The organism is Thermus brockianus (assembly GCF_021462505.1).
GTDB classification, from domain to species: Bacteria; Deinococcota; Deinococci; order Deinococcales; family Thermaceae; genus Thermus; species Thermus hydrothermalis.
The window spans coordinates 24955-51123 of sequence record NZ_JAKEDV010000006.1 but is presented as its reverse complement, the minus strand read 5'-3'; the positions used below and the strand labels follow the sequence as shown (position 1 = coordinate 51123).

At 67.9% G+C, this 26169-nt stretch carries 24 protein-coding genes; 14 read left to right on the top strand and 10 right to left on the bottom strand.

The window, feature by feature from the left end; genetic code table 11:
- Nucleotides 1-46: 46 nt before the first annotated feature.
- Together LXN00_RS08505 and LXN00_RS08500 are read right to left on the bottom strand one after the other, a co-directional pair.
- Nucleotides 47-931, bottom strand: coding sequence for a biotin--[acetyl-CoA-carboxylase] ligase (locus LXN00_RS08505; protein ID WP_234507305.1), 885 nt, complete (start codon nt 929-931; stop codon nt 47-49).
- Entirely contained in the window at nt 932-1978 is a 1047-nt protein-coding gene (locus LXN00_RS08500; protein ID WP_234507303.1) for a glucose-1-phosphate thymidylyltransferase, read from the bottom strand. It abuts the gene before it with no gap.
- A gap of 34 nt (nt 1979-2012) precedes the next feature.
- On the opposite strand from LXN00_RS08500, the gene LXN00_RS08495 reads away from it, so the two are divergent.
- Nucleotides 2013-2804, top strand: a complete 792-nt coding sequence (locus LXN00_RS08495) for a class I SAM-dependent methyltransferase (RefSeq protein WP_234507301.1) — start codon at nt 2013-2015, stop codon at nt 2802-2804.
- 13 nt (nt 2805-2817) lie between these two features.
- Nucleotides 2818-3198, top strand: a complete 381-nt coding sequence (locus LXN00_RS08490) for a secondary thiamine-phosphate synthase enzyme YjbQ (protein ID WP_234507300.1) — start codon at nt 2818-2820, stop codon at nt 3196-3198.
- Here the strand turns inward: LXN00_RS08490 and LXN00_RS08485 are convergent.
- Genes LXN00_RS08485 through LXN00_RS08475 form a run of 3 tightly spaced genes read right to left on the bottom strand, consistent with a single transcriptional unit; the run spans nt 3195 to nt 8714 of the window.
- Nucleotides 3195-5375 (bottom strand): RelA/SpoT family protein, encoded by a 2181-nt coding sequence (locus LXN00_RS08485; protein WP_234507298.1) that lies wholly within the window; start codon nt 5373-5375, stop codon nt 3195-3197. The two genes, LXN00_RS08490 and LXN00_RS08485, sit on opposite strands and share 4 nt — an antisense overlap.
- Before the next feature lie 20 nt (nt 5376-5395).
- The gene (locus tag LXN00_RS08480; RefSeq protein ID WP_234507296.1) at nt 5396-7648 is read right to left on the bottom strand and encodes a hypothetical protein; all 2253 of its coding nucleotides are present in this window, start codon (nt 7646-7648) and stop codon (nt 5396-5398) included.
- Nucleotides 7649-7658: 10 nt separating this feature from the next.
- Nucleotides 7659-8714, bottom strand: coding sequence for a mechanosensitive ion channel family protein (locus LXN00_RS08475; protein ID WP_234507295.1), 1056 nt, complete (start codon nt 8712-8714; stop codon nt 7659-7661).
- A 35-nt stretch (nt 8715-8749) separates the two neighbouring features.
- Here LXN00_RS08475 and hemQ point away from each other — a divergent pair, with 35 nt between their 5' ends.
- Both hemQ and LXN00_RS08465 read left to right on the top strand, forming a co-directional pair.
- Nucleotides 8750-9502: a hydrogen peroxide-dependent heme synthase gene (hemQ, locus tag LXN00_RS08470; RefSeq protein WP_234507293.1), complete on the top strand. Its 753-nt coding sequence runs from the start codon at nt 8750-8752 to the stop codon at nt 9500-9502.
- Entirely contained in the window at nt 9503-9988 is a 486-nt protein-coding gene (locus LXN00_RS08465) for a chlorite dismutase family protein (protein WP_234507291.1), read from the top strand.
- On the opposite strand, the gene LXN00_RS08460 is transcribed toward LXN00_RS08465, so the two are convergent.
- The 3 genes from LXN00_RS08460 to LXN00_RS08450 are packed head-to-tail and all read right to left on the bottom strand — an operon-like array spanning nt 9983 to nt 11880.
- Complete coding sequence (locus LXN00_RS08460) at nt 9983-10597, bottom strand: PepSY-associated TM helix domain-containing protein (protein WP_234507290.1); 615 nt, start codon at nt 10595-10597, stop codon at nt 9983-9985. The genes LXN00_RS08465 and LXN00_RS08460 overlap by 6 nt on opposite strands.
- Complete coding sequence (locus LXN00_RS08455; RefSeq protein ID WP_234507287.1) at nt 10575-11114, bottom strand: DUF2271 domain-containing protein; 540 nt, start codon at nt 11112-11114, stop codon at nt 10575-10577. The genes LXN00_RS08460 and LXN00_RS08455 overlap by 23 nt, the downstream gene beginning before the upstream one ends.
- Entirely contained in the window at nt 11095-11880 is a 786-nt protein-coding gene (locus LXN00_RS08450) for an FAD:protein FMN transferase (protein WP_234507284.1), read from the bottom strand. The genes LXN00_RS08455 and LXN00_RS08450 overlap by 20 nt, the downstream gene beginning before the upstream one ends.
- Nucleotides 11881-11961: 81 nt before the next feature.
- Here LXN00_RS08450 and LXN00_RS08445 point away from each other — a divergent pair, with 81 nt between their 5' ends.
- The 7 genes from LXN00_RS08445 to LXN00_RS08415 are packed head-to-tail and all read left to right on the top strand — an operon-like array spanning nt 11962 to nt 19397.
- Nucleotides 11962-12621 (top strand): response regulator transcription factor, encoded by a 660-nt coding sequence (locus LXN00_RS08445; protein ID WP_234507282.1) that lies wholly within the window; start codon nt 11962-11964, stop codon nt 12619-12621.
- Complete coding sequence (locus LXN00_RS08440; protein WP_234507280.1) at nt 12611-13813, top strand: sensor histidine kinase; 1203 nt, start codon at nt 12611-12613, stop codon at nt 13811-13813. Before LXN00_RS08445 ends, LXN00_RS08440 begins: the two co-directional genes overlap by 11 nt.
- Nucleotides 13814-13839: 26 nt before the next feature.
- Complete coding sequence (locus LXN00_RS08435; protein WP_234507278.1) at nt 13840-15105, top strand: TolC family protein; 1266 nt, start codon at nt 13840-13842, stop codon at nt 15103-15105.
- Nucleotides 15102-16133: a TolC family protein gene (locus LXN00_RS08430; protein ID WP_234507276.1), complete on the top strand. Its 1032-nt coding sequence runs from the start codon at nt 15102-15104 to the stop codon at nt 16131-16133. Before LXN00_RS08435 ends, LXN00_RS08430 begins: the two co-directional genes overlap by 4 nt.
- On the top strand, nt 16130-17428 hold the full coding sequence (locus LXN00_RS08425; protein ID WP_234507274.1) for an efflux RND transporter periplasmic adaptor subunit: 1299 nt from the start codon (nt 16130-16132) through the stop codon (nt 17426-17428). The genes LXN00_RS08430 and LXN00_RS08425 overlap by 4 nt, the downstream gene beginning before the upstream one ends.
- Nucleotides 17429-17430: 2 nt before the next feature.
- Nucleotides 17431-18114 (top strand): ABC transporter ATP-binding protein, encoded by a 684-nt coding sequence (locus tag LXN00_RS08420; RefSeq protein ID WP_234507272.1) that lies wholly within the window; start codon nt 17431-17433, stop codon nt 18112-18114.
- A complete protein-coding gene (locus tag LXN00_RS08415; RefSeq protein ID WP_234507271.1) occupies nt 18111-19397 on the top strand; it encodes an ABC transporter permease in 1287 nt (428 codons plus the stop codon). Before LXN00_RS08420 ends, LXN00_RS08415 begins: the two co-directional genes overlap by 4 nt.
- Nucleotides 19398-19438: 41 nt before the next feature.
- On the opposite strand, the gene ruvA is transcribed toward LXN00_RS08415, so the two are convergent.
- Together ruvA and LXN00_RS08405 are read right to left on the bottom strand one after the other, a co-directional pair.
- Nucleotides 19439-20014 carry a Holliday junction branch migration protein RuvA gene (ruvA, locus tag LXN00_RS08410; protein WP_234507269.1) on the bottom strand — a complete coding sequence of 192 codons (576 nt, stop codon included), beginning with the start codon at nt 20012-20014 and terminating at the stop codon, nt 19439-19441.
- Nucleotides 20011-20775: an enoyl-CoA hydratase-related protein gene (locus LXN00_RS08405; RefSeq protein WP_234507267.1), complete on the bottom strand. Its 765-nt coding sequence runs from the start codon at nt 20773-20775 to the stop codon at nt 20011-20013. Before LXN00_RS08405 ends, ruvA begins: the two co-directional genes overlap by 4 nt.
- Before the next feature lie 84 nt (nt 20776-20859).
- Between LXN00_RS08405 and LXN00_RS08400 the strand changes: the two genes are divergently transcribed.
- The 3 genes from LXN00_RS08400 to lpdA are packed head-to-tail and all read left to right on the top strand — an operon-like array spanning nt 20860 to nt 26130.
- A complete protein-coding gene (locus LXN00_RS08400; RefSeq protein WP_234507265.1) occupies nt 20860-23544 on the top strand; it encodes a 2-oxoglutarate dehydrogenase E1 component in 2685 nt (894 codons plus the stop codon).
- Between the two features lie 11 nt (nt 23545-23555).
- Nucleotides 23556-24761: a 2-oxoglutarate dehydrogenase complex dihydrolipoyllysine-residue succinyltransferase gene (gene odhB / locus LXN00_RS08395; RefSeq protein WP_234507262.1), complete on the top strand. Its 1206-nt coding sequence runs from the start codon at nt 23556-23558 to the stop codon at nt 24759-24761.
- Nucleotide 24762: 1 nt separating this feature from the next.
- Complete coding sequence (gene lpdA, locus LXN00_RS08390) at nt 24763-26130, top strand: dihydrolipoyl dehydrogenase (protein WP_234507261.1); 1368 nt, start codon at nt 24763-24765, stop codon at nt 26128-26130.
- The last annotated feature ends 39 nt before the right edge of the window (nt 26131-26169 follow it).

Below are 26169 nucleotides of genomic sequence, written 5' to 3'. Positions count from 1 at the left end.
CCTGCCCTAATCCTAGCACAAAGGGTGAGGAAAATCTAAGCGCGCCTTACTCAATCCCCAGGAGGGCCACCTCCCCCGCCCCCACCCGTACTCCCCCCACGAGGAGGCTCCCGTCGGGGAGGACGGCCTCGGCCACGCCTTCCACGGGGCCCTTGGGGGTTTCCACCCGCACCCGGCGGCCCAGGGTGTAGGAGGCCCGGGCGTAGCGGGGGAGGAAGGCTTCTGGGTCTTCCAAAAGGGGGAGGAGGGCCTCGAGGCGGGCCAAGAACCTCTCCAGCACCTCCCGCCGGGAAAGGGGGGTGAACGCCTGCAAAAAGGCCGCCCCCTCCGGGGCCCAGGCCACGTTCACCCCCACGCCCAGGAGGGCATGGGCCACCTCCTCCCCTTCCGCCTTGGCCTCGAGGAGCACCCCGGCGAGCTTGCGGCCGTCCGGGCTCAGGAGGTCGTTGGGCCACTTGAGCCCCCCCACCCCCACCGCCTCAACGAGGGCGAGGCCCGCAAGAAGGGGGAGGAGGCCTAGGGCAGAGAGGGGGAGGCGGGGCCTTAGGAGGAGGGAGAAGGTGAGGCTCGCCCCAGGGCGGCTTTCCCACCTCCTTCCCCGCCTTCCCCGGCCCCGCTCCTGGACTTCCGCCAGGACCAAGGCTCCCTCGGGGGCCCCCGCCTCGGCCCAGGCTCGGAGGACGTCCTGGGTGCTCCCCACCCGGCCCAGGTAGCGGTAGGGCTTCCCCAGCCTCCCCGGGGGGCGGAAGAGGTGAGGGAGGGGGGTGCCGGGAAGGATGCGGTAGCCTTGGCGGGAAACCTCCACGGGGAAGCCCTCTTCCTGGAGGCGCTTGGCCTCCTTGGAGATGGCGGCCCGGCTCACCCCGAGGCGCCGGGCCAGGGCCTCGCCGCTTTGGAACTCCTCCGTGAGGAGGGAAAGGAGCGCCGGCATCTAGGCCAGTTCCACCTGGGAGAGGTCCCCGAGGATCAGGCGGTGGGCCCGGGGAAGCCCGTTGCGGCTTTGCACCTTGGCCCCTACCCCTAGGATGCTCTCCTGGAGGCGCAGGGCCACGTCTTCCAGGGCGGCGTGGTCCTCGAGGATGGAATACTCCACCTCCGAGCGCACCACCCTAGCCCCCGGTCCCAAGGAGGTGAAGGGCCCCACGTAGGCCCCCTCCACCACTGCCCCTTCCCCGATGAAGGCGGGGCCGATGACGGTGCTCCGGACCACCTTGGCCCCCTTCTCCACCACCACCCGGCCCGTGAGCTCGCTCGCCTCCACCTCGCCCTCCACCCTCGGGGAAAGCTCCTCTAGGAGGAGGCGGTTGGCGTCCAGGAGGTCCTTGGGGCGGCCCGTGTCCTTCCACCAGCCCAAAACCTCCACCCCCACCACCTCCCTGCCCCGGTCAATGAGGCCTTGGATGGCGTCCGTGATCTCGTACTCCCCCCGGGCGGAGGGCTTGAGGTCCTGGATAACCTCCAAGACCTCGGGGGTGAAGACGTAGACCCCGGCCACGGCCAGGTCCGAAGGGGGCTCTTGGGGCTTTTCCAAAAGCCTCACGACGCGGTTTCCCCTTAGCACCGCCACCCCGAACTGCCTCGGGTCCTCCACCCGCACCAGGGCGATGACGGCGCTCACCCCTTCCCGGAAGGCCGCCACGAAGGGGCGGATGCCCTTTTGGAAGAGGTTATCCCCCAGGTAAAGGACGAAGGGGCTGTCCCCCAGGAAGTCCCGGGCCACGGCCACGGCGTGGGCCAGGCCCTGGGGCTCCTCTTGGAGGACGTAGCGCACCCCGTAGCCCGTGAGGGCCTCGCGGATGTCCTTTTCCGTTTCCGGGGAGACCACCACCCCGATCTCCTCTATGCCCGCTTCCCGTAGGTTCTCCACGGCGTAGTGGATGATGGGCCGGCCCGCCACCCGGATCACGGGTTTCGGGCGGGTGTGGGTGAGGGGGCGGAGCCTCGTGCCCCGCCCGGCGGCCAGGATGAGCCCCTTCATGGGCCGAAGTATACCCCGTACAATAAAGGGGGACATGTCCAGCGCCCTTACCCGGGTGGCCTACGCCTACGACCGCCTTAGGGCCTACCCGCCCGAGGTGGCGGGCCGCATCGCCACCGCCATCGCCCATGCGGTCTCCGGCCGGGGGGAGGAGCCCGTGCTTCTGGAGCTCGGCGTGGGCACGGGGCGCATCGCCCTGCCCCTCATCGCCCGGGGCTTTCCCTATATCGCCCTGGACGTGAACCCCGCCATGCTGGAGGTCTTCCGCCAGAAGGCGGCGGGGGTGATGCGCAAGGTGCGCCTCTTGGAGGCGGACGCCCGGGCCATCCCCCTACCCGAGGAGAGCGTTCACGGGGTCATCGTGGTCCACCTTTGGCACCTCCTCCCCGACTGGCCGAAGGCCTTGGCGGAGGCCCTAAGGGTGCTGAAGCCGGGGGGAGCGCTTTTGGAGGGCTGGGACCAGGTGGAGGCGGAAGCGGACTATGCCCTCCAGGAGCGCTGGCGGGCCTTGGTGGCAGAGGAGGGCGTGCGGGTGGAAAGGGGCCTCCACCAGAGGCGCCTCGCTGAGGTGGAGGAGGCCCTGAAGCGCCTGGGCCTTAAGCCCAAGGCCCGGCAGGTGGTGGCCTGGCGGGAGGAGCGCACGGTGCGGGAGGCCTTGGAGGCCCTGGAGGAGCGGCTTTACTCCTTTACCCAGGCCGTGCCCGAGGCGGTGCACGCCAGGGTGTTGCCCAAGCTCAAGGCCTGGGCTGAGGCGGAGTTTGGCGGCTTGGACCATGCTTTCCCCGTGGAAAAACGCTTTTTCCTGCGGGTGACCCGCTTGGGCTAGGTATCCTGGCCTTATGCGGAAGCTAAGCGTGCGCACGCCCGAAGAGGGGCTGGTGAACATCACGGGGCTCGTGGAGGCGGCCTTGGAGGGGCACACGGGCCTCGTCTACCTCTTTGTGCCCCACACCACCTGCGGCCTCTTGGTCCAGGAAGGGGCCGACCCCGATGTGGCCCACGACCTCCTCGCCCGCTTGGACGAGCTTGCCCCCCGCTTCCACCCCAAGGACCGGCATGGGGAGGGCAACACCCACGCCCACCTGAAAAGCCTCCTCACCGGGGTGCACCTCCTCCTGGTGGCCGAAGGGGGCAGGCTTCGCCTGGGGCGCTGGCAGCAGGTCTTCCTGGCGGAGTTTGACGGGCCGAGGGTGAGGGAGGTCTGGGTGAAGCTCCTCTAGACCCACCGCACCTCCTGGACGCTCTTTACGCTCCGGATGGCCTGGGCCAGGGCTTCCCGCTCCCCGTCCTGCACGGTGAGGCGGAGCCTTATGCGGGCGATGGGCCCTAGGATGCGGGTTTCCGAGCCCAAGGCGCTTTTCCCCGCTTCCGCCACCACCTGCATCACGTCCCTCAGGAGGCCCGCCCGGTCCTGGGCCAGGACCTCGAGGGTGGCCACCTTCCCCCCCACCCCTTCCCAATAGGCCCCGATGACCCGGTCCGCCTCCGGCCCCTGGAGGATCCGCCTTAGGTTGGGGCAGTCCGCCCGGTGGACCGTAACCCCCCGCCCCCGGGTGATGAAGCCCAAAATGGCGTCCCCCTTCATGGGCTCGCAACAGGAGGCCAGGCGGATGGGGGCCTGGAGGTCCTGTTCCAAGCGGATGCCCCACTCGTTCTTGGGGGTGGGCTTTGGCTTTTCCGGCTTGAGGAGGGCCTGGGGGTAGAGCTTCTCCGCCACCTGCTTGGGGGTGAGGCGGTTTAGGGCCAGGGCCAGGTAGAGCTCCTCCGGGGAAGGGGGGAGGCCCAGGCGTTTGGCCGCTTCCTCCAGCTGGCTATCGGTGGGCTTGGGGAGGCCTTTGCGCTTCAGGTAGCGCTCCAGGAGGCCCTGGCCCCTTTCCAGGGTTTCCTGGCGCTCCTGGGTGCGGAAGTACTGCCGGATCTTGCTTTTGGCGCTCCGGGTCTTGGCGAACTCCAGCCAGCCCTTGGAGGGGTGGGCGTTTTTGGCGGTGAGGATCTCCACGATCTCCCCGTTCTGGAGCTCGTAGGAGAGGGGAACGATGCGCCCGTTGACCTTGGCCCCCACCATGTGGTGCCCCACCTCGGTGTGGATGTGGTAGGCGAAGTCCACCGGGGTGGCGCCCTTGGGCAGGTTGATGATCCGCCCCTTGGGGGTGAAGACGAAGACCCGGCCCCCCAGGAGGTCGCGGGTTACCGCCTCCACGAACTCCCGGGAGCTGCTGAACTCCTGTTGCCACTCCTGGATGCTCTTAAGCCAGGAAACCCGGCGCTTGATCTCCTCGGGGTCGGTGAGGCCCTCCTTATAGAGCCAGTGGGCGGCGATCCCGTACTCGGCGATGCGGTGCATCTCCCGGGTGCGGATCTGCACCTCCAGAGGAAGGCCCTCTAGGGCGATGACCGTGGTGTGGAGGCTTTGGTAGCCGTTGGGCTTGGGCACGGCGATGTAGTCCTTGACCCGGCCCGGGATGGGCTGCCAGAGGGCGTGGACCAGACCCAGGACGTGGTAGCAGACCTGCTTCTCCCTTAGGGCCCGGCCCTCCTCCGTGGGGCTCGGCCTGGGGTCCAGGATGACCCGCACCGCCAGGAGGTCGTAGATCTGCTCCAGGGCCTTCTTCTCCCGCTCCATCTTCTTCCAGATGGAGTAGAGGTGCTTGGGCCGGCCCGTGACCTCAAAGCCCTGAAGCTGGGCCTGGAGGAGCTCGTCCTGCCTTAGGGCCTCCTCGAGGGCGGCCATGGCCTTTTTGACCAGGCGTTCCCGGGCCTCTTGGGTTTCCTGGATGCGGGAAAGGAGGGACTGGTAGGCCTCGGGGTGGAGGTAGCGGAAGGAGAGGTCCTCCAGCTCCCACTTCAGTTGCCCCATTCCCAGGCGGTGGGCCAGGGGGGCGTAGATCTCCAGGGTTTCCTGGGCGATGCGCTTTTGCTTTTCGGGGGGCATGAACTCCAGGGTGCGCAGGTTGTGCAGGCGGTCCGCCAGCTTCACGATGATGATGCGCACGTCCTCCGCCATGGCGATGAACATCTGGCGGAGGTCCTCGGCCCGCTTCTCCTCCCCCTCGAGGTTGGCCAGCTTGTAGAGCTTGCTGACCTTGGTTTCCCCCTCCACGATGCGGCGCACCGCAGGACCAAAGCGCCTCTCCAGTTCCTCCGGGGCCACGCCGCAGTCCTCCAGGGTGTCGTGGAGGAGCCCCGCCGCCACGGTGTCGGCGTCCATGCGCAAGGAGGCTAAGATCTCCGCCACCGCCACGGGGTGGGTGATGTAGGGCTCCCCGCTTTTGCGCACCTGCCCCCGGTGGGCCGCTTCGGCAAAAAGGTATGCCTCCCTCACCTTCGCCCGGTCCTCCGGGGGAAGGTATTCTAGGTGGGGTTCCAGTTTTTCCCAAAGGGCCGGGGCGCTGACCACTATTTTTAGTCTAGCACCCCCTAGGCGGAAAGCTCCAGGAGGAAGGCAGAAAGGCTCGGCCTCTCCAGGATGGCCACCAGGGTCTTTCCAGCTTTAGGAGCGAGGACCAGGGCTTTCTCCCCGAAGAGCACGGCCACGGGCCCCCGCTTTTGCCCCAGGCTTTGGTCCATGCGGTCCAAGGCTTCCTTAAGGCCCAAAAGGGGTTCCTTGGGCAGGGGCAGGGGGTCATCCAGGAACCCTAAGGCCTCCACCCCGGGTAGCCGGAGCCGGGCCAGGGGGTCTTCTCCCGGGGCCAGGGCCCCGAGGAGGGCCTCGAGGTCCTCCCGCCCGATCTCCTTGAGCACCGCCTGGGCCGCCTCCTTCTCCCGCTCCAGTTCCCTTAGGAGGCCCTCCGCCTCGTTCAAGGTCTTTTCCACCTGCAGTAGCCCTTTGGGCCCCAGAAGGGGAAGCCTTTCCTTGGCGCCTTGCAGGAAGGAAAGGAGGGGCTTTAGGCGGCGCCGGGTTTCGCTTTCAAACCCCTGGAGTTGGGCCTCCTTTTGGAAGAAGGCGGTGAGGCGGGTCAGAAGCTCCTCCCGCTTGACCTCTAGCTTTCGCCTTAGAGCCTGCAGGGCCCGGGCGATGGGGGTGGGGTCGGGGAGGGCTTTGCGCTTTTCCTCCTCTATGGCCTTTAGCACCGCCTCGCCGCCGAAGCCGGCGAAGCGCTCCGCCAGCACCTGGAGGCGAGAAAGCTCGGCTAAGGCCCTTTCCCGGGCCTCCGCCCGGGCTTGGGCCAGGCGGCCTTGCAGGCCGGGAAGGTCAGGGAGCTTGCCCTCGGCGAGAAGCCGCTCTGCCTCCGCCACCGCCTCCCCGAGCCCCAGGGCCTCGGCCTCGGGTTTGAGGACGAGGAGGGCCCTTTTGGCCTCTTCTAGCTTGGCCTTAAGGGCTTCGCTTTCCCCTTGGGATTGGAGGAGGGCGGCGTACCGGGTGCGGATTTCCGGCAACGCTTCCGCAAGGCCTTCCTTGGGCAAGGCCTTGAGCTCCTCCGCCAGGGGGATGAAGGCCTCCCCCTTTTCGGCAAGTTCCCTCAGAAGGGCTTTCCGCTCCTCTTCCAGGCGGGCCTCCTCCTCCGCCTTCCTCTGGGCCTCCTCCTGGAGGCGCCTTAGGCCCTCCTCCAGGGGGGTGAGGTCGGGGTAGCCCCCTTCCTGGAGGGTTTCCTCCGCCAGGCGCAAGGCGCTTTCCAAGGGGGCTTTGGCCGCTTCGGGAAGGGGAAGCGCCCGGAGGGCTTCCTCCAGTTGGATGAGCCGGGCGCGTTTCTCCGCCCGGAGGTTTTTCTCCGCCTCCGCCAGGGCCTCTTCCAGGGCCTTTAGCCTCTCCCCGGCGGGGGTTCCCGCTTCCAAGAGGGCCTGGACCTCGGCGAGCAGGGGGCTCACCGTGGTCCTTTCCAGGAGGTGGGCGTGGCGGGCGAGGAGGTCTTCTAGCCTGCGCTTTTCCTCTTCCACCTCCAGGGCCTGGATGCGCTGGCTTGCCTCCTCGGACAGGGGCCCTAGGTCAATGACCAGATCCCCTTCCAGCTCGCTCGCCTCCTCCACGGTGAGGAAGACGTCCGTGGGGTGCTTGGGCGTTTCGGGGGAGCTTTCTTGGGTCTCAAAGACCATCTCGGGCAAGGTGGGGGCCCGCACGGCGCTGGACTCCAAAAACTTCCGGAGCTCTAAGGCCAGCGCCCTCGCCCGCTCCACCTCCGCTTGGGCCAAAAGCCCTTCCCGGTGGGCTTGGCGGATGGTATCCAGGAGGCTTTCCAGCCTCCGCACCTTGGGGCCTCCCAGGTGGCGTACCCTTTCTAGGCTTTCTTCCAGGTGGGCCAGGTCCTTGGCCTGGCGCAGGAGGGCTTCTTCCGCCTTTTCCTCCAAAGCCTCCAAAAGGGCCTTGGCCTCGGCCAGGAGGGCGGGGTCTTTCCCTTGGCGCAAGCGGTTGGCCAAGGCCCGGAGCCTGGCCACCTCCGGCCAGTCCACGTAGAGGCCGAAGCGCTTTAGGCCCAGGTCCAGGCCTTCCAGGTCCAAGGGGGCTTCCCGTATCCTTTCTAGGGTATCCTCCACCACCCGCCGGGCTTCCTCGGGCCTCAAGCGGGCCTGGAGCTCGCGGAAGACGAGGCCTTTTAGGAGGAACTCCCCGTCCTTGGGGGTGAGCTCTGCCGGGCGCTTGCCCAGGCGCTTGAGGCCTTCGTCCAGCACCACCTCGGCCCTAGGGCCCAGGTGGGGTTGGAGCGCCTGTAGGATCTCCTTGTAGACCTCCGGCATCCCCTTTAGCCTACACCCTTTCCAGGCGCAAGGGTTCGCCGAAGTAGAGCTTCTGGTGGGGGAAGGGGATCTCTATGCCCTCCTGGTCCAGGCGCTTCTTGATGCGGCGGCGGAACTCCCGGGCCACGGCCCACTGCTGGGCGGGCTTGGTGTTGAAGAGGACACGGATGACCACACTGGAGTCTCCCAGGGCCTGCACCCCCAAGACCTCGGGGGGCTCGGTGAAGCGCTCCCGCCACTCGGGGTCTTGGTGGAAGCGCTCCACCTCGTCCCGGAAGACCTCCAGGACCCGGTCAATGTCCTCCTTGTAGGCCACCCCTACGTCCACCACCGCCCGGCTCCACTCCTGGGTGAGGACGGTGACCTGGCGCACCTCGGAGTTGGGGAAGAAGTGGACGCGGCCCTCGAGGTCCCTCAAGACGGTGATCCTTAGGGTGAAGCGCTCCACCTGTCCACCCACGTTGCCGATCTGGACGATATCCCCCACCCCGTACTGGTCCTCCAGGAGGATGAAGAAGCCGTTGATGAAGTCGCGGATCAGGTTTTGCGCGGCGAAGCTCACCGCAAGCCCCGCCACCCCCGCCCCCGCCAGAAGGGCGGTGACGTTAAGGCCTAGGTTGGAGAGGAAGAAAAGCCCCCCCAGGACCAGGATGACCACCTTGAGGGCGGACTCGGCCACGGCCCTCAAGGTCTTGCGGCGCACCGCTTCCCGGGTGAGCTCGTCCCCTTCAGGTTCGGGAAGGTGGCCCAAGAGGACCGGGGTCAGGCGGTAGGCCAGGTAGGTGAGGGCGAGGACGCTTAGGCCCGCTACCCCCTTGGCCCCAGCCCAGCGCACCAAGCCTTCCCCCCAGGTGCGGAAGGGTTCGTGGGGAAGGCCCAGGGCGTGGACCAGGTAGGAAAACCCAGCCAGAGCCAAAATCCCCCACCAGAGGAGGCCCAAAAGCCGAAAGAAGGCGTCGTCCCGCTTCCCGGGTACCGCCTCGGCCAAGGCGGCGAAGAGCCTTCCGCCCAAGCGGCCTAATACCGCCACCACGAGCAGGACTAAGACGATCTGCAACAGGCTCATGTAAGGGACTATACCCCAGGGGTATAGTGAGAAGCATGGAAGGCCACGTACCCGAGCCCACCTTCACCCTCGAGGGCTGGCACGTCCTGCACGACTTCCGCCACCTGGACTTTGGGGCCTGGTTGGGCGCCCCCAAGGAGGAGCGGCTTGCCGCCTGGGAGGAGCTAAAGGCCATCCTCGCCGCCTGGCGGGAAGTGGAGGCCGAGGGGCGGGGTACCTACGGCGTCTACCAGGTGGTGACCTCCAAGGCGGACCTCCTTTTCCTCAACCTAAGGGAGAGCCTGGACGCCCTTTTGGCCGTGGAGGAGCGCCTGAACAAGAGCCGCTTCGCCCGCTACCTCCGGCCCGCCTACGGCTTTTACTCCGTGGTGGAGCTGGGGAGCCAGACGGGCCCCCTGGACCCCGAGGCCCCCTACGTCAAGCCCCGCCTCACCCCCCGGGTGCCCAAGGGGGGCTATGTCTGTTTCTACCCCATGAACAAGCGCCGCCAGGGGCAGGACAACTGGTACATGCTCCCCGCCCAAGAAAGGGCCTCCCTCATGAAGGCCCACGGGGAAACGGGGAGGAAGTACCAGGGGAAGGTGATGCAGGTCATAAGCGGGGCTCAGGGCCTGGACGACTGGGAGTGGGGGGTGGACCTCTTTAGCGAGGACCCCATCCAGTTCAAGAAGATCGTTTACGAGATGCGCTTTGACGAGGTTTCCGCCCGCTTTGGCGAGTTCGGGCCCTTCTACGTAGGGAAGTACCTCTCGGAGGAGGCCTTGGCCCGCTTCCTGGAGGTGGGCTAGATGGTCCATAGCTTCGCCCTCTTCCGCCTCCTCCCCGAGTTCCGCCGCCTCGAGGCCGAGCACCAGGAGCACCTCAAGGAGGACTTCGCCCTTTTCCTCGCCCGCTGGCAGGAGCGGGAGGGGTTTTTGGCGGTGTATAGCCTGGTGGGGCTGGCGGCGGAGGCGGACCTCCTCCTCTGGCAGGGGGCGGAAAGCCCCAAGGCCTTCCAGGCCTTCCGCCGCGAGGCGAACCGCACCCGCTTCCTGGGCTTCTTGGAGCCCGTGGGGCTCTACCTGGACCGGGGGGAAGGGGTGCCTTCCGGGGAGGCCCTGGCCCTATTCCCCTATGGCCTCGAGGCCCCCATCCCCGAGGGGCTAAGGGCCTTCCGGGGGGAGAACCTCCTGGCCCTGGAAGGACCCCTGGAGGCCCTTTTCCCCCTCACCCTGAGGGAAGGGGGGTACCTGGGCGTGCGCCGTACCCCTAGGGAGGCCTTGGACGAGCTATAGGGCCGCCCAAAGGGCCAGGCCCCCAAAGAGGAGGAGGCCCAAAAGGAGGGTGAGGAGGGCCGCCTTCCGCGTCTTGCCGAAGAGGAGGCTTAGGAGAAGGCCGCTCAGGCTCACCAGGGCCAGGAAGAGGGCGGATAGGTCCAGGACCCACCGCCAGGCCCCCGGGGTGTCCCGCCCCTTGTGTAGGTCGTTTAGGGCCGCCACCAGACCGGCCTCCGTGACGCTTAAGGTGTAGGCGCCGGTCCTGGGGTCTACCTGGGCGTCGGCCCCGTAGCCGGGGGCCCGGAAGGAAAGCCAAGCCAACCCCCCGCTTTCCCCGCGCTCCGCCACCCGGCCCCGGAGCCCCAAGGCCCTCAGGTCCTCCGCCAGGGCGAGCCAGTCCATGCCTTCCCCTTGGAGGTAGGGGGCGTGGGGGAGGGTGCCGGAAACCTTCCGCACCCTCCCTTCCCCGAACCACTCGGGGTGGTTCAGGGTGAGGCCCGTCACGGCGAAGAAGAGGATGGAGAGAAAGGCCAGGAGGGAAAGGTAGAGGTGGAGGGTCCGGGCCCAGGCGTAAAGCCGGGCCCGTAAGGGGCTCGCCCCGCTTCTAGGCCTTCCGGCCGTAATCAAGGCGCACCTCCTTGAGTTCCCCCTTTAGGGTATAGCTCTTTTGGAAGGGGGTTTCGGCCACCTCCACCTTCTCGCGGAAAAGCTCGTAGGGCCCGTGCTCCCGGGCGTACTCTACGCAGACGTAATAGCTCCCCTGGGCCACGGTGCGGCCCCCTTCGTCCTTGCCGTCCCAGGCCAGGGTGTAGCGCCCCGGGGGGCGGGTGGGGCCGGAGAGGGTGCGCATGCGCGCCAGGTCCCCCAGGGCGAAGTAGCGCCGTAGCTCGTTCCACCACCTTTCCCCCTTCCCGGGCATCAGGAAAAGCCCCAGGGTGCGCACCAGGTTGCCCCGCTCGTCCTCCACGTACACCGCCACGTAAGGGGCGCGGTAGCGGAAGCCGCCGCCCTCGTAGGCGAAGCTCACCCGGAGCTCCATCCCTTGGGGCCAGGGCTTCCCCTGGGCCCGGGCCATCCCTAGGGCCAAAACCCCACCCAAAACCCGCCTGAAAAAGCTCCTCCGGCTATAGTAGCGCTTGAGCATCCTTCCCTCCCTCTGGGCCAGTTACGGGGCCTTCCCCGGTGAAGAGCACCCCCTGGGCCCGGAAGCGGGCGAGCACCGGGAAACCTTCCCGCCCCAGGACGAAAAGGGCCTTGGCGAGGCCGTCCGCCAGGCAGGCGGAAGGGGCCAGGACCGTGGCCTGGAGCCCGGGGGCGGGCCTCCCCGTGCGGGGGTCCAGGAGGTGGGCCCCCTTGTGGCGCACGCCGCTCGTGGCCACCCCGCCTTGGGTGAGGCGGAGGTGGAAGGCGGGCGGGGCGTTGTCGGGGCCCAAGGGGTCTTCCACCAGGACCTGGGCGAGGCCCGGTCCCTTTCGGGCTAGATCCCCGCCCAGGTTCACCAGGGCCGCCCGGGCCCCCGCCTTCAGGGCGGCCTCCGCCGCCTTGTCGGCGATGTAGCCCTTGGCGAGGCCGTCCAGGTCCAGGGGGGCGAGGACCTCCACCTCCTCGCCTAGGAAGCGCAAGGCCTCCCCCCCGTGGCGGGGGGCGGGGTGGAAGGCGCCCCCCGTGGCCTCTTGGAGGCTTAGGGCCAGGAGGAGGACCTCCCGCATTTCCGGGCTTGGCCTACCCCCGCCCTGGCGCACCAGGCGGACGAGCTCGCTTTCTTGGTGGCGGCTGAAAACGCCTTCCAGGCGGCGCACCTCCGCTAGGGAGGCCCTTAGGACCTGGTTCTGGAGGGGCCAAGGGGCTTCCACCTGCACCTCCAGGAAGCTTCCCAAGACCCCTTCCCACCTGGCCCCGTACCGGCCCATGGCCTAAAGGGTAGGGGCGGGCGGTTAGGCGGGTGTTAGCGGGATAACCCCCGGCTAACCCGCCTGGCCCATACTGAGGGCGTGCAGGTGCTCCTCTTGGAGGACGAGCCCCACTTGGGCCGGGCGGTGGCGGGGGCCTTGGCCGCCCAGGGGTATGGGGTGCGCTGGGCCAAGGGGCTTGGGGAGGCCCGGGAGGCCTTCTTGGAGCTGGAGCCCGACCTCATGGTCCTGGACGTGCGCCTGCCCGAGGACCCGGACGGGGGCTTCCGCTTCGCCGGGGAGGTGCGGGAGGCGGGCTACAAGGGGCCCATCCTCTTCCTCACGGCCCGGGATGCCCTGGAGGACCGCATCCAGGGCCTGGACCTGGGTGGGGACGACTACCTGGTAAAGCCCTTCCACCTGGAGGAGCTTCTCGCCCGGGTGCGGGCCCTTCTCCGCCGGGCCTCCGAGGTGAAGGGGAGCCGGGTGCGCCTGGGGGCTTTGGAGGTGGACCTGGCGGGGCGGGCGGTCTTTTGGGAGGGCAAGCGGGTGGACCTTTCCCTGAAGGAGTTCGCCCTATTGGAGCTTTTCCTCCTGCACCCGGGGCGGGTCTTCGCCCCGGAAGAGGTGGCCGAGAGGGTGTTTGGGGATGGGGAAAAGGTGGGGGCGGTGAAGGTCTACGTGCACTACCTGCGGCAGAAGCTCCATCCCGGGGTGGTGCGCACCGTGCCCGGGGGGTACCGGCTTGGGGATGAGCCTTAGGACCCGGCTTGCCCTCTTCTTCGCCCTGGCCATCGGCCTTGCCCTCCTCTTCCAGGGGGCCTTGAGCTACGTGGCCTTTAAGCGCCTGGTGGAGGCGGATCTGGACCGGTCCCTCCTCTTCTATGTCCAGGCCCTGGCGGAGGGCCGGCGCCCGCCGAGGGGGGAGTTCGCCTTCCGCCTGGTGCATGGGGAGGCCCGGCAGGCGAGCGCCAACTTCCCCGACCTCCCCGAGCTTCCCCCGGGGGCCTACTGGCGGGAGGGGTGGCGGGTTCTGGTCCTCGAGGTCCCAGGGGGGACCCTCACGGTGGCCCGCTACGATCCCGGGGCGGCCTTCGCCTTAAGCCGCTTCCGCCTGGCCCTTTTCGGGGTGGGGGGGCTCCTCACCCTCCTTTTCGCCCTGCTGGCGGGAAGCCTGGCGGGGGCCGCCCTCAGGCCCCTGGCCCGCCTCACGGGGGTGGCGCGGCGGGTGGCGGACTCCCAGGACCTCTCCCTGCGGGTGGTCCCCGAGGGCGGGGGGGAGCTCAAGGCTTTGGCCGAGGCCTTCAACCACATGCTGGAGCGCCTCGAGGCCTTCCTGGACCGGGAAAGGCGCTTCACCCGGGACGCCGCCCACGAGCTCAGGACCCCCGTGGCCGCCGCCCTCGCCCAGGTGGAGGCGGCGGAGAAGGGCTACCTCTCCCAGGAGGAGGCCCTCCTCGCCGCCAAGGAGGAGCTTCTCCGCATGAAGCGCCTGGTGGAGGCCCTCCTCGTCCTCGCCCGGGAGGGAAGGGTGGAGCGGGTGGTCCTGGACCTGGCCGCCTTGGCGCGGGAAGAAGCGGCAGCCTTCGGCGTGCCCTACGAGGGGCCGGATAGCCTTCCCTTTAGGGGCGACCCCCTCCTCCTCGCCCAGGCCCTGAGGAACCTCCTGCAAAACGCCCTCCTCCACGGGGAGGGGAAGGGGGTGCGGGTGGTCTTGGAGGCGGGGGAGAAGGAGGCCCTCCTGGGGGTGGTGGACCAGGGCCCGGGGATGCCGGAGGAGGCCCGGAAGGAGGCGGGCCGCCCCTTTTTGCGGGCCTCGAGGGCCCCTGGGGAGGGCCTGGGCCTTTCCGTGGCCAAGAAGGTGGCAGAGGCCCACGGGGGGAGGCTGGAACTCCTGCCCAACGCCCCTTCGGGCCTCGTGGCCCGCTTGGTCCTCCCTATAACCGGGGCCTAACCCAGGGGAGCTAGCTTTGGGGTGGTATGCCAAGGATATGGAGTCTTCTCCTCCTTTTTCTCCCCGCCCTGGCTCAGGGGGTGGACCTTAGGGCTTGGGTGCGGGAAAGCCCCGGCTACCAGGCCCTTCTTTTGCAGAAGGGCCAGGCCGAGGCCGCTTGGGAGGCGGCGCAAAAGGGGCTTGTCCCCACCCTTTCCCCCCAGGGGAGCTATAGCCGGAGCCTGTTGGGGCAGGAGAGCCTCGCCCTGGGCCTCGGGGGGAGCCTGGCCCTTCCGTGGGGGCAGGCCCAGGGCAGCCTAAGGGAAGCGGAGATTACCTACCGGCAAGCGCTTCTGGACTTCTTGTCCCAGGGAAACGCCCTCTTCCAAACGGCCCTTTCCCAGTATCTGGACGCTTACCTGGCTGCTTTGGACCAGGCGCTGGCGCAAAAGCGCCTGGCTTGGCGGGAAGCCCAACTTAGGGCGGTGAGGGACCAACGGGAAAAGGGCCAGGCTACCTTTCAGGACCTCTTGGAGGCGGAGGGCAATCTGGCGGAGGCCCAGGCGGAAGCCCTGCGGGCGGAGCTCGCCCTTGGCCTGGCCCAGGCCCGGCTAAAGGCCACTTTGGGCCGGGAGGTGGTTGCAGGGGCCTTACCCCTTTTCCCTCAAGGAATTCCCTCCCTGGAAGAGGTTTTGGCCCGACGGGACAAGCGGCCCGACGTGCGCAAAGCCCAACTTGCGGTGGAGGAAGCGGAGGTGGCCTTGGCCCAAGCCCAATGGGAGCGGTTCTTCCCCGAGGTGTCCTTGGGCCTTACCGCCCAGGAGGGCAACGCCGCCTTGTCCCTTGGGCTCAACCTAAAGGCGGGAACCCTCACCTATGGGGGCCAGTATGCCTTCCAGGGACAAGGAACAGGAGGAGTATCCTTCCAGGTCCAGGCGAGCTTCCCCCTCCTGAACCCAGGCCAGGATGCCCAGCTTTCCTTGAGGGAGAAAACCCTTACCCAAGCCCGTCTTACCTTGGAAAGCGCAAAGAGGGCGGCCGAGTTGGATCTTCGCTCCAAGCACCAAGCCCTCCTTCAAGCCCAAGCCCAGGTGGATGTGGCCACCAAAGCCTTGAGCGCAGCGGAGAACTCTTGGGAGGTGGCCAAGGGGCGGCTCCAGGCGGGAACGGGAACCGCTCTAGAGGTCATGCAAGCGGAGGTGGGCCTCCTCCAGGCCCGCCGCACCCTGGAGGGGGCCAAGGCCGCTTTCCTCCAGGCCTATTACGCCCTTTTGGATGCCATGGGGGAAGACCTTGTGGGAGGTGGGGAATGAAGCGGATCCTGGTGGTGCTCTACGCGGGAAGCTTAGCTTTGGCACAAGGTTTGAGTTTTCAGGAGGCCTGGCAACAGGCTCTTAGGCAAAACCCTTCCTATCAGAACGCCCTTCTGGCCCGGGAAAGCGCCCGGGTGGAGCTTCAGGCCCTGGAGGCGGACCCGAGCACGCTCATCCTCCCCCTCACCCAAGCGAGGCAGGCCTTGGCCTTGGCGGAGGTTCAGGTGGAGGCGAGCCGTTTAAACCTGCTTCAGACCCTCCTTTCCGCCTACACTGCGCTCTTGGAGGCCCAGGCCAACGAGGAGGTCCTCAAGGCCAACCGGGCCCTGGCGGAGCGCAACCTACAGATTGCCCGGGCCCGGCGCCAAACGGGCAACGCCACGGACCTGGACGTGGCCAAGGCGGAGGCGGCCTTAAAATCGGCGGAGATCGCCCTCCAAAATGCGCAAGCCCAGCGTCCCGCTCTCCTCAAGGCTCTGGAGGCGGCGCTTGGGGCTTCTTTGGCGGAGGAGCCGCGGCTTGCTCCCTTGCCTGAGCCCAAGGCTTTGGGGGTAGACCTGGCCGCTTTGAGGGAGGGCCTCGAGGCGAGGCTTGTCAGCCTGGTCCAGGCCCGGCAGGCCTGGGAGCTTGCCGAGCTTCAGGTGCGCCTGGCCGACAACGACTACACCCCCCGCCTCACCTTGGAGAAGGCCAAGGCCAGCCGGGATAACGCCCGGAAGGCCCTGGATAACGCCATGGCCCAAGCCTTCTCCGCCTTGGAAGCGGCCTACGCCCAAGCCCAAGCTGCCTGGGGCCAGGTGCTCACCGCCCGGGAAAGCCTCGCCAACCAGGAGAGGACCTTGGAGGTGGCCCGCAAGGCTTTCCAGGCGGGGACCGCAAGCCGGGTGGAGTTGGAGCAGGAGGAGGCAAACCTGGCCCAGGCCCGGTATAACCTACTCGTGGCCCAAAACGCTTACTGGAGGGCCCTGGCTGCCCTAAGCCTGGCGGCGGGGCAGGACCTCGTGGTCCTTGGGGAGGTGGGGCGATGAGGCGATGGCTTCTCCTTGGGGTCGTGGTGGCTTTAGCGTTTTTGGGATACTTTCTCCTGCGGCCCAAGAGGGTGGTCCAGGCGGTGGAGGCCCCTGAGGTGTACACCGTAACCCGGGGGGAGATCCGGGTCACGGTTTCCGGTTCTGGGAGCCTAGCCCCCTGGCAGAGCCTCGAGGTGCGCCCCGAGGTGCAAGGCCTACTTCGGTTTGTGGTGGACGAAGGGACTCCGGTGGAAAAGGGCCAGGTGCTGGCCGAACTGGACCCCACCCCCTTCCGCCAAGCTGTGGCGAAGGCCCAGTCCGACGTGGCGAAGGCCGAGGCGGCCCTGGCCAACGCCAAGGCACAAGGGGAAAGCGCCCTGGCTTCCCTCAGGGCCTCCCTGAAGAGCGCCGAAGTAGCCTACGCCAACGCCCAGGCGAGCCTGGCCACAGCCCAGCGGAACCTGGAAGCCACCCGGCTCCTCTACCAGGCCGGGGGTGCGAGCCGCCAGGCCCTTCTAGAGGCGGAAACCGCTTACAACAATGCCAAAAGGGCCTTGGATGACGCCGAGGCAAGCTTAAGCGCGCAACGGGAGGCCTTGGCCTTGCGGGAGGCCCAGCTCCAGGCAGACCTCCGTACCCAGGAAGCCGCCTTAGCCCAAGCGCGGATTGCCCTGGCGGAAGCCCAATATAATTTGGAAAAAACGCGGGTTTTGGCCCCCTTGAGCGGTGTGGTCCTTTCCGTGGCGGCAAGCCCGGGAGCCCAGGTGGGGCCCACCTCGGCCCTCCTTACCCTCGGGGACCTCTCCCGCTACAGCCTGGTCCTGGAGGTGGACGAGACGGAGATCGCCCAGGTAAAGGTGGGCCTTCCCGTGGAGGTGAGCCTCGAGGGCCTCCCGGGCGAAACCTTCCTCGGCCGGGTGGAGGCCATAAGCCCTCAGGGTGAGGTGGTGAACAACATTCCGGTTTTCAAGGTCACCGTAAGCCTTCCCCCGGACCCCCGCTTCCGCCCCGGGATGAGCGCCGATGGGGAGATCGTGGTGCAGGACCTCAAGGACGTCCTGGTCCTCCCCAAGCGGGCGGTGGAGCGGGTGAGGGGGCAGGCCTACGTCACCCTTCTCCGCGCCGATGGCTCCACGGAGAGGGTTCGCGTTACCCTGGGCCTCGAGGACAGCACCCGGGTGGCGGTTTTGGAAGGCCTCAAGGAGGGGGACCAGGTGGTCCTGCCCAAGCGAAACCAGGGGGGCTCAGGTTCCCAGCGGCTGCAAGCCCCTGGGGGTCCCCTGCCCCTTATGGGCCCTGGGCCTGGGAGGTGAGCATGCTCCTAGAACTGCGGGGGGTGAAGAAGGTTTACCGCACCGGGGAAGTGGCCTTCCTCGCCCTCAAGGGGGTGGACCTCCGGGTGGAGGAGGGGGAGATCCTCGCCATCATGGGGCCCTCGGGGAGCGGCAAGAGCACCCTCCTCCACATCCTGGGCCTCCTGGACCGGCCCACGGAAGGGGAGTACCGCCTTTTGGGTAGGCCCACCCAAGACCTCTCGGAGGGAGAGCGGGCTTACCTGAGGAACCGCTTCGTGGGTTTTGTCTTCCAGGCGTTTTTCCTCCTTCCCCGGCTCAGCGTTGTGGAGAACGTGGAGGTGCCCATGGCTTACGCTGGCCTGCCTCCTAAAGAGCGGCGGCGAAGGGCCTTAGCGCTTCTGGAGCGGGTGGGCCTTTTGGAGAAGGCCCATAGCCTGCCCAACCAGCTTTCCGGTGGGCAAAGGCAGCGGGTGGCCATCGCCCGGGCCCTGGCCCTAAAGCCCCCCCTCCTCCTCGCCGACGAGCCCACGGGGGCTCTGGACACCAAGACGGGGGAGGAGATCCTTGCCCTTTTCCAAGAGCTCAACCGGGAAGGAACCACGGTCATCCTGGTCACCCACGAGTCCACGGTGGCGCAGAAAGCCCAGAGGATTGTCCGGGTGCGGGACGGGGAGATCGTGGCTGACGAAAGGAGGGTGGGATGACCAGACCGATGCCCCAGCCCCAAGAGGCCTTGCCAGGCCGGGTGGGGCTTTCCCCTTGGGAGGTGGCCCGCGTGGCCCTGCGGGCCATCGCCGCCAACCCCTTGCGCTCCGCCCTCACCGCCCTCGGGGTGGTCATCGGGGTGGCGGCGGTGGTGGCCCTCACCATGGTGGGCCAAGGGACCACCCGGCGCATTTCCAACCTCCTAGAGGGCCTCGGTACCAACCTTCTCACCGTGGGCCCTGCCCAGGGGGGGCGGGGGCCGGGCGGGGGGTTGGTGCGCTTTGGAGGCCCTGCTACCCTGCCCCTTTCCGACGCCTACGCCATCCAGGAAGCCTTTTCCGGGGAAGTCGTGGGGGTGGCGCCTGTGGCCCAGGGGAACTTCCAGCTCAAGTTTGGGGCCAATAACCTTAGGGCCACGGTGGTGGGTACCTGGCCGGACTTCGCCCAAGTGCGAAACGCCCTTCCCGAAAAGGGGAGCTTCTTTACCTGGGAGGACGTGGAAGCGCGGCGCCGGGTGGCGGTGATCGGCTACGGCATCGCCCAGGACCTCTTCGGAGGGGAGGACCCCTTGGGGCAACGCCTGCGCATCGGGGGGATTCCCTTCACCGTGGTGGGGGTGTTGCCGGATAAGGGGGACCAGGGGTTCGTGAGCACCAACTACCAGGTGTACGTGCCCCTCTCCACCTACCTGCAACGCCTCGCCCGTCCCGAGGCGGGGGGCCCCAAGGTGAACGCTATTTACCTCCAAGGGGCGGACCGCAACCGCCTGAAGGACCTCCAGGCCCGGCTCACCCAGTTCCTGGCGGAACGGCATGGCCTCTTGGACCCCGAAAGCTACGATTTTTCCGTGACCAACCAACAGGATGCCCTGGAGAGCGTGAACCAGACCACCCTGGCCATGACCCTTTTCCTGGGAGGGGTGGCGGGGATTAGCCTCCTGGTAGGGGGCATTGGCATTATGAACATCATGCTGGTCTCGGTCACGGAGCGCACCCGGGAGATAGGGGTGCGGAAAGCCTTGGGAGCCAGGCCAAGGGACATCCTGGCCCAGTTCCTCGCCGAGTCCGTGGTTCTGAGCGTGGGCGGAGGGCTTTTGGGCGTGGCCCTCGGGCTTTTCATGGCCCGCTTTGTGGGCCAGGCCATTGGCGTGACGCCGGTGTTCGCCCCCTTGAGCGTGGTCCTGGCCTTTGCCTTCGCTGTGGCGGTGGGGGTCTTCTTCGGGCTTTACCCCGCTTGGCGGGCGGCTAGGCTGGACCCGGTGGAGGCGTTGCGGTACGAGTAGGGGGTGGACGGAGTTCCCACCCTTCTCCTCGGGCGGGGAGGCTAGCGCAGGCGCTTTAGGGCCTCCTTGATCAGGTCCTGGGCCTTGGCCTTGGGGTTTTGGGCGAGGAGGTCCAGGACCGCGCTCCGCGCCTGCCCTTCCTTGAAGCCCAAGGCCACCAGGGCCAGGATGGCCTCCTCCGCCGCCTGGCTTTCCACCTTCTCCCCGGTGAGGAGGTGGGGGGGGAGCTTGCCCTTGAGCTCCAGGGCCAGGCGCTCCGCCAGTTTCCGCCCCACGCCGCTGGCCGAGGTGAGAAGCCGGAGGTCCCCTTCCGCCAGGGCCCGGGCCAGGAGCTTGGGGGTGAGGGCGGAGAGGAGGGAGAGGGCCACCTTGGGCCCCACCCCGCTCACGGAGAGGAGGAGCTCAAAGAGGGTTAGGCTTTCCTCGTCGGGGAAGCCGTAGAGGGAAAGCCCCTCCTCCTTGAGTTGCAGGTGGGTGTGGACCGCCACCTCCTGGCCTTCCCTTAGGCTTGCCAGGAAGGGGCCTGGGGCCTGGAGGAAGAACCCCACCCCGCCCACCAGGAGGAGGAAGCCCCCTTCCTCCTTCTTCTGGACGAGGCCTTTGAGGTAGCGGATCATCGGCCCTGGAAGCGGGGCGGGCGCTTTTCCCGGAAGGCCCTGACCCCCTCCTCGTGGTCCAGGGTGCGGCCCGCCTCCCCCTGAAGAATGGCCTCGAGGCCCAAAGCCTCCTCCAGGGAAAGCCGGTAGGTTTCCAAAAGGAGCTTCCGCGTAAGGACGTAGGCCCGGGTGGGGCCTTGGGCGAGCGCTTGGGCCAGGGCTAAGGCCTCCTCCAGGAGCCTTTCCGCCGGCACCACCTTGTGCACCAGGCCCAGGGCCAGGGCCTCCTCGGCGGAGAGGCGGGGGGAGAGGAGGAGGAGTTCTTGCGCCTTGGCGAGCCCCACCAGGCGGGGCAGGAGGAAGCTCATCCCCGAGTCCGGCACCAGGCCGATGCGCACGAAGGCGGTGGCGAAGGTGGCCCCGGCGGCGGCCAGGCGCAGGTCCCCCCAGAGGGCGAGGCTCATCCCCGCCCCCGCCGCTGGCCCGTTCACCGCCACCACCAGGGGCTTTTCCAGGCCGCTCATGGCCGCCACCACCCGGTTGTAGCGGCGGAGGTGGGCCTCGTAGTCGGGCTTTTCCTCGCCGAACTCCGTGAGGTCCTGCCCGGCGGAGAAGGCCCGCCCCGCTCCCGTGAGGAGGACGGCCCGCACCCCGGGATCCCGGTTCGCCTCGGCCAAGGCCTGGTAGAGCTCCTCTAGGAGGGCGCCCGTGAGGGCGTTGAGCTTTTCCGGCCGGTTGAGGGTGAGGAGGAGGACGCCTTCGCGCTTTTCCGCTAGGACCATGGCCCTATTGTAAAGGGCTTGGGCACCTACACCGCCTTTTGGTGTAGCGTAGATAAGGGGTATACCGCCCCCTTGGGAGGCAGGATGGAGCTCACGCTGGAAAGCCAAGGCTACCTGGAGGCCCTCTACCGGGCTTACCTGGAGGACCCCTTTTCCCTGCCGGAGGAGTGGCGGCGCTACTTCTCCGCCCTCACCCTGGAGGACGGCCGACGAGAACGCCCCGCCCCGAGCGTCCCTGTGGCGGAAGCGGTGGACCTAGGCTTCCTCCTCAAGGTGGAGCGCCTGGTCCAAGCCTACCGGGAGCTCGGGCACCTGGCGGCCCGGATAGACCCCTTGGGCCAGGAAAGGCCGAGGCCGAAGGCGCTCACCCTGGAGGCCCACGGCCTCTCCCCCAAGGACCTCGCCCGGCCCCTTCCCCCCTTCTTCGGCGCCCCCACCCTGGGGGCTCTCCTGGAGCGCCTTCAGGCCACCTACCTGGGCCCCATCGGCTTTGAGGTGGCCCACGTGGAGCCCGAGGAAAGGGAGTGGCTCCTCGCCCGCATAGAGGCCCCTTGGGAAAGGCCCCCCCAAGAGGTCCGTCGCCGCATGCTGGAGGCCCTCATGCAGGCGAGCCTCTTTGAGGCCTTTCTGCAACGGAAGTACCTGGGGGCCAAGACCTTCAGCGCTGAGGGCCTGGAAAGCCTCATCCCCCTCCTCAAGGAGGCGGTGGTGGAGGCGGCCCGCTTGGGGGTCAAGGAGGTGGTCCTGGGCATGGCCCACCGGGGCCGGCTCAACGTCCTGGCCCATGTGGTGGGGAAGCCCTTTGAGCGCATCTTCCGCGAGTTTGAGGAGATCTTCCCCGAGGGCTACGCCGGGGACGTGAAGTACCACCTGGGCTTCTCCAGCGACCAGGAAACCCCTTACGGCAAGGTCCACGTCTCCTTGAACTTCAACCCAAGCCACCTGGAATTCGTCAACCCCGTGACCCTGGGCCGGCTTCGCGCCAAGCAGGACCGCTTCGGGGACCGGGAGAGGCGGCGGGGCCTGGCCATCCTGGTCCACGGGGACTCCGCCTTCATCGGCGAGGGCATCGTGCAGGAAACCCTCAACCTCTCCCAGCTTCCCGGCTACCGGGTGGGGGGGACCCTGCACGTGGTGGCCAACAACCAACTGGGCTTCACCACCCTCCCCTCGGAGTACACCTCCTGCCGTTACCCCACGGACATCGCCAAGATGGTGGGGGCCCCCATCTTCCACGTGAACGCCGAGGCGGTGGACGAGCTCTGGTTCGCCCTGCGCCTGGCCCTGGAGTACCGGAGCCGCTTCGGCAAGGACGTGGTCCTGGACCTGGTGGGCTACCGCCGCCGGGGGCACAACGAGACGGACGAGCCCACCTTCACCCAGCCCACCATGTACGCCCTCGTGGCCAGGAAGCCAGAGCCTTGGAAGGTCTATGCCGAAAGGCTTAAGGCCGAGGGGGTGGTGCGGGAGGAGGAGCTTAAGGCCCTCGAGGCGGCTTACCTGGAGCGGCTGGAAAGCGAGTTCGCCCGGGTCAAGGCCGAGCCCGGCCCCGTGGTGCCCCACGGGCTTTCGGGCCTTTGGCAGGGGTACGTGGGGGGGCCTGACCACCTGGTGCCCGAGGTGGAAACCGGGGTGCCCAAGGAGGCCCTGCGCAACCTTTTGGTGCGGCTTGCCACCGTGCCCGAGGGCTTCCAGGTCCACCCTAAGCTCAAGCGCTTCCTCGAGGCCCGCCTGGAGATGGCCGAGGAGAAGCGCCCCCTGGACTGGGCCGCCGCCGAGGCCCTGGCCTTCGCCACGCTGGCGGCGGAAGGGCACCGGGTCCGCCTCACGGGCCAGGACGCCCTAAGGGGCACCTTCACCCAGCGCCACGCCGCCCTTTACGACTACCGCACCGGGGAGAAATACGTCCCCTTGGAGCACCTGGCGGAGGGGCAGGCCCCCGTGGAGATCCACAACTCTCCCCTTTCCGAGGCCGGGGTCCTGGGCTTTGAGTACGGGTACAGCCTGGACTACCCCGAAGGCCTCATCCTCTGGGAGGCCCAGTTCGGGGACTTCGCCAACGTGGCCCAGGTCTACATTGACCAGTTCCTGGCGAGCGCCGAGGCCAAGTGGGGCCGGCTTTCCGGCCTCGTGCTCCTCCTGCCTCACGGCCTCGAGGGCCAAGGCCCCGAGCACTCCTCGGCCCGGTTGGAACGCTTTTTGCAACTCGGGGCCAAGGACAACCTCCAGGTGGCCTACCCCACCACCCCCGCCCAGTTCTTCCACCTCCTCCGCCGCCAGGTGAAAAGGCCCATCCGCAAGCCCTTGGTGGTCATGACCCCCAAAAGCCTCCTCCGCCACCCCGAGGTGGTCTCTAGCCTGGAGGAGCTCGCCCAGGGCCGCTTCCAGAAGGTGATCCCCGAAAGGGTGAAGGGAGCGAGGAAGGTCCTCCTCACCTCCGGCAAGGTCTACTACGAGCTTCTCGCCAAGAGGCGGGAGCTTGGGGCGGAGGACGTGGCCATCCTGCGCCTAGAACTCCTCTACCCCTTCCCCGAGGCGGAGCTTCGGGAAGCCCTCGCCCCCTATCCCAAGAAGGTCCCCGTGGTCTACGTGCAGGAGGAACCCATCAACCAAGGCGCCTGGTGGTACCTCTCCGCCCGCTTCTGCGGGGAGATCCTTGGCCATCCCTTGAGCGTGGTGGCCCGGCCTGAGTCTCCAAGCCCCGCCGTGGGCTCCTCCAAGGTCCACCGGCTGGAGCAGGAAGCCCTTTTGGAAGAAGCCTTCAAGTGAGGAGGTAAAAGGTGGAAGAGCTCAAGGTGCCCTCCGTGGGCGAAAGCATCGTGGAAGTGGAGATCGGCGCTTGGCTTAAGCGGGAGGGGGAAAGCTTCGCCCAGGACGAGCCTTTGGTGGAACTCATCACCGACAAGGCCACCCTGGAACTCCCCGCCCCCTTTGCCGGCACCCTAAGGCAGATCCTCAAGAAGACCGGGGAAACGGCGCGGGTGGGCGAGGCCATCGCCCTCCTGGAAAGGGGCGTGGGGGCGGAGGCCCCCAAGGCGGAAGCGCCTAGGGCCGAGGCGGTGCGGGGAACCCCCCTGGCCATGCCCGCCGCCGAGCGCCTCATGAGGGAGAAGGGGGTTCCCGCCGAGGCGGTGGAGGGCACGGGCTTAGGCGGGCGCATCCTGAAGGAGGACGTGGAGCGGTACCTGGAGTCGGCCCAGGAAAAGCCCGCTCCCGAGCCCGCCCGCCCCGTTCCCGAAGCCCGCCCTGCCCCCACCCCCCTTCAAGCCCCCACCGACAAGCCCTGGCGGGTGAGCGAGGCGGTGCCCATGACCCCCTTGCGCCGCCGCATCGCCGAGCGCCTTCTTCTGGCGCGGCAGACCACGGCCATGCTCACCACCTTCAACGAGGCGGACATGTCCGCCGTCATCGCCCTGCGGAAGGAGCTTGGGGAGGCCTTCCAGAAGAAGCACGGGGTGAGGCTCGGCTTCATGAGCTTCTTCGTCAAGGCCGTGGTCCAGGCCCTCAAGGAAATCCCCGAGCTCAACGCCGAGATCCGCGACAACACCATCGTCTACCACCGCTACTACGACATCGGCATCGCCGTGGGCGGGGGCGAAGGGCTGGTGGTGCCGGTCCTCCGGGACGCCGACCGCCTCTCCTTCGCCGAGATTGAGCGGCAGATCGCCGACTTCGCCGAGAGGGCCCGCACCAAGAAGCTCAAGCCCGAGGAGCTCATGGGGGGCACCTTCACCATCACCAACGGGGGCATCTACGGCTCGCTCAACTCCACCCCCCTCCTGAACCCACCCCAGGTGGGCATCCTGGGCATGCACGCCATCCAGGAAAGGCCCGTGGCCCGGGAGGGCCAGGTGGTGGTCCGGCCCATGATGTACCTGGCCCTTTCCTACGACCACCGCATCGTGGACGGGCGGGAGGCGGTGACCTTCCTCCGCCGGGTGAAGGAGCTCATTGAGAACCCCGTGCGGCTCCTCCTGGAGGTTTAAGGTGTACGACCTCCTGGTCATCGGCGCAGGTCCCGGCGGGTACGTGGCCGCCATCCGGGCGGCCCAGCTGGGCATGAAGGTGGGGGTGGTGGAGCGGGAAAAGGCCCTGGGGGGGACCTGCCTCCGGGTGGGGTGCATCCCCTCCAAGGCGCTTTTGGAAACCACCGAGCGCATCTACGAGGTGAAAAAGGGCCTCCTGGGGGCCAAGGTGGAGGGCTTTAGCCTAGACCTCCCTGCCCTCCTCGCCCACAAGGACAAGGTGGTCCAGGCCAACACCCAGGGGATTGAGTTCCTCTTCAAGAAAAACGGCATCGCCCGCCACCAGGGCACGGCCCGCTTCCTTTCCGACCGGAAGGTCTTGGTGGAGGAGACGGGGGAGGAGCTCACCGCCCGCTACATCCTCATCGCCACCGGCTCCGCCCCCCTCATTCCCCCTTGGGCCCAGGTGGACTACGAGCGGGTGGTGACCTCCACCGAGGCCCTTTCCTTCCCCGAGGTGCCCAAGCGGCTCATCGTGGTGGGGGGCGGGGTCATTGGGCTAGAGCTCGGGGTGGTCTGGCACCGCCTGGGGGCGGAGGTCACCATCCTGGAGTACATGGACCGCATCCTCCCCACCATGGACGCCGAGCTTTCCCGGGCGGCGGAGAGGATTTTCAAGAAGGAGGGCCTTGCCATCCGGACCGGGGTGCGGGTCACCGCCGTGATCCCGGAGGCCAAGGGGGCCCGGGTGGAGCTGGAGGGGGGGGAGGTCCTCGAGGCCGACCGGGTCCTCGTGGCCGTGGGCCGCAGGCCCTACACCGAGGGGCTCGGCCTGGAAAACGCTGGCCTCTCCACGGACGAGCGGGGGCGCATCCCCGTGGACGAGCACCTGAGGACCCGCATCCCCCATATCTACGCCATTGGGGACGTGGTCCGGGGGCCTATGCTGGCCCACAAGGCGAGCGAGGAGGGCATCGCCGCCGTGGAGCACATGGTTACGGGCTTCGGCCACGTGGACTACCAGGCCATCCCCAGCGTGGTCTACACCCACCCCGAGGTGGCGGGCGTGGGCTACACGGAGGAGGAGCTAAAGGAGAAGGGCATCCCCTACAAGGTGGGGAAGTTCCCCTACTCCGCCTCGGGCCGCGCCCGGGCCATGGGGGAGACGGAGGGCTTTGTCAAGGTACTGGCCCACGCCAAGACCGACCGCATCCTGGGGGTCCACGGCATCGGAGCCCGGGTGGGGGATGTCTTGGCCGAGGCCGCCTTGGCCATCTTCTTCAAGGCGAGCGCCGAGGACCTGGGCCGCGCCCCCCACGCCCACCCCTCCCTTTCGGAGATCCTCAAGGAAGCCGCCCTGGCGGCGTGGGAGAAGCCGGTTCACCTTTAGGAAAAGCCTTTGGGGGCCGAGGTGTGAGGAACACCTCGG

Excerpts from the sequence above, each read along its gene's own strand:
- LXN00_RS08400 (WP_234507265.1), top strand. The coding sequence starts at position 20,860 with ATGGAGCTCACGCTGGAAAGCCAAGGCTACCTGGAGGCCCTCTACCGG.
- LXN00_RS08495 (WP_234507301.1), top strand. The coding sequence starts at position 2,013 with ATGTCCAGCGCCCTTACCCGGGTGGCCTACGCCTACGACCGCCTTAGG.
- LXN00_RS08455 (WP_234507287.1), bottom strand. The coding sequence starts at position 11,114 with ATGCTCAAGCGCTACTATAGCCGGAGGAGCTTTTTCAGGCGGGTTTTG.
- LXN00_RS08405 (WP_234507267.1), bottom strand. The coding sequence starts at position 20,775 with ATGGTCCTAGCGGAAAAGCGCGAAGGCGTCCTCCTCCTCACCCTCAAC.
- LXN00_RS08480 (WP_234507296.1), bottom strand. The coding sequence starts at position 7,648 with ATGCCGGAGGTCTACAAGGAGATCCTACAGGCGCTCCAACCCCACCTG.
- LXN00_RS08450 (WP_234507284.1), bottom strand. The coding sequence starts at position 11,880 with ATGGGCCGGTACGGGGCCAGGTGGGAAGGGGTCTTGGGAAGCTTCCTG.
- hemQ (WP_234507293.1), top strand. The coding sequence starts at position 8,750 with ATGGAAGGCCACGTACCCGAGCCCACCTTCACCCTCGAGGGCTGGCAC.
- LXN00_RS08430 (WP_234507276.1), top strand. The coding sequence starts at position 15,102 with ATGAAGCGGATCCTGGTGGTGCTCTACGCGGGAAGCTTAGCTTTGGCA.
- LXN00_RS08425 (WP_234507274.1), top strand. The coding sequence starts at position 16,130 with ATGAGGCGATGGCTTCTCCTTGGGGTCGTGGTGGCTTTAGCGTTTTTG.
- LXN00_RS08465 (WP_234507291.1), top strand. The coding sequence starts at position 9,503 with ATGGTCCATAGCTTCGCCCTCTTCCGCCTCCTCCCCGAGTTCCGCCGC.
- LXN00_RS08420 (WP_234507272.1), top strand. The coding sequence starts at position 17,431 with ATGCTCCTAGAACTGCGGGGGGTGAAGAAGGTTTACCGCACCGGGGAA.
- LXN00_RS08500 (WP_234507303.1), bottom strand. The coding sequence starts at position 1,978 with ATGAAGGGGCTCATCCTGGCCGCCGGGCGGGGCACGAGGCTCCGCCCC.
- LXN00_RS08440 (WP_234507280.1), top strand. The coding sequence starts at position 12,611 with ATGAGCCTTAGGACCCGGCTTGCCCTCTTCTTCGCCCTGGCCATCGGC.
- LXN00_RS08415 (WP_234507271.1), top strand. The coding sequence starts at position 18,111 with ATGACCAGACCGATGCCCCAGCCCCAAGAGGCCTTGCCAGGCCGGGTG.
- LXN00_RS08475 (WP_234507295.1), bottom strand. The coding sequence starts at position 8,714 with ATGAGCCTGTTGCAGATCGTCTTAGTCCTGCTCGTGGTGGCGGTATTA.
- ruvA (WP_234507269.1), bottom strand. The coding sequence starts at position 20,014 with ATGATCCGCTACCTCAAAGGCCTCGTCCAGAAGAAGGAGGAAGGGGGC.
- LXN00_RS08435 (WP_234507278.1), top strand. The coding sequence starts at position 13,840 with ATGCCAAGGATATGGAGTCTTCTCCTCCTTTTTCTCCCCGCCCTGGCT.
- LXN00_RS08490 (WP_234507300.1), top strand. The coding sequence starts at position 2,818 with ATGCGGAAGCTAAGCGTGCGCACGCCCGAAGAGGGGCTGGTGAACATC.
- LXN00_RS08505 (WP_234507305.1), bottom strand. The coding sequence starts at position 931 with ATGCCGGCGCTCCTTTCCCTCCTCACGGAGGAGTTCCAAAGCGGCGAG.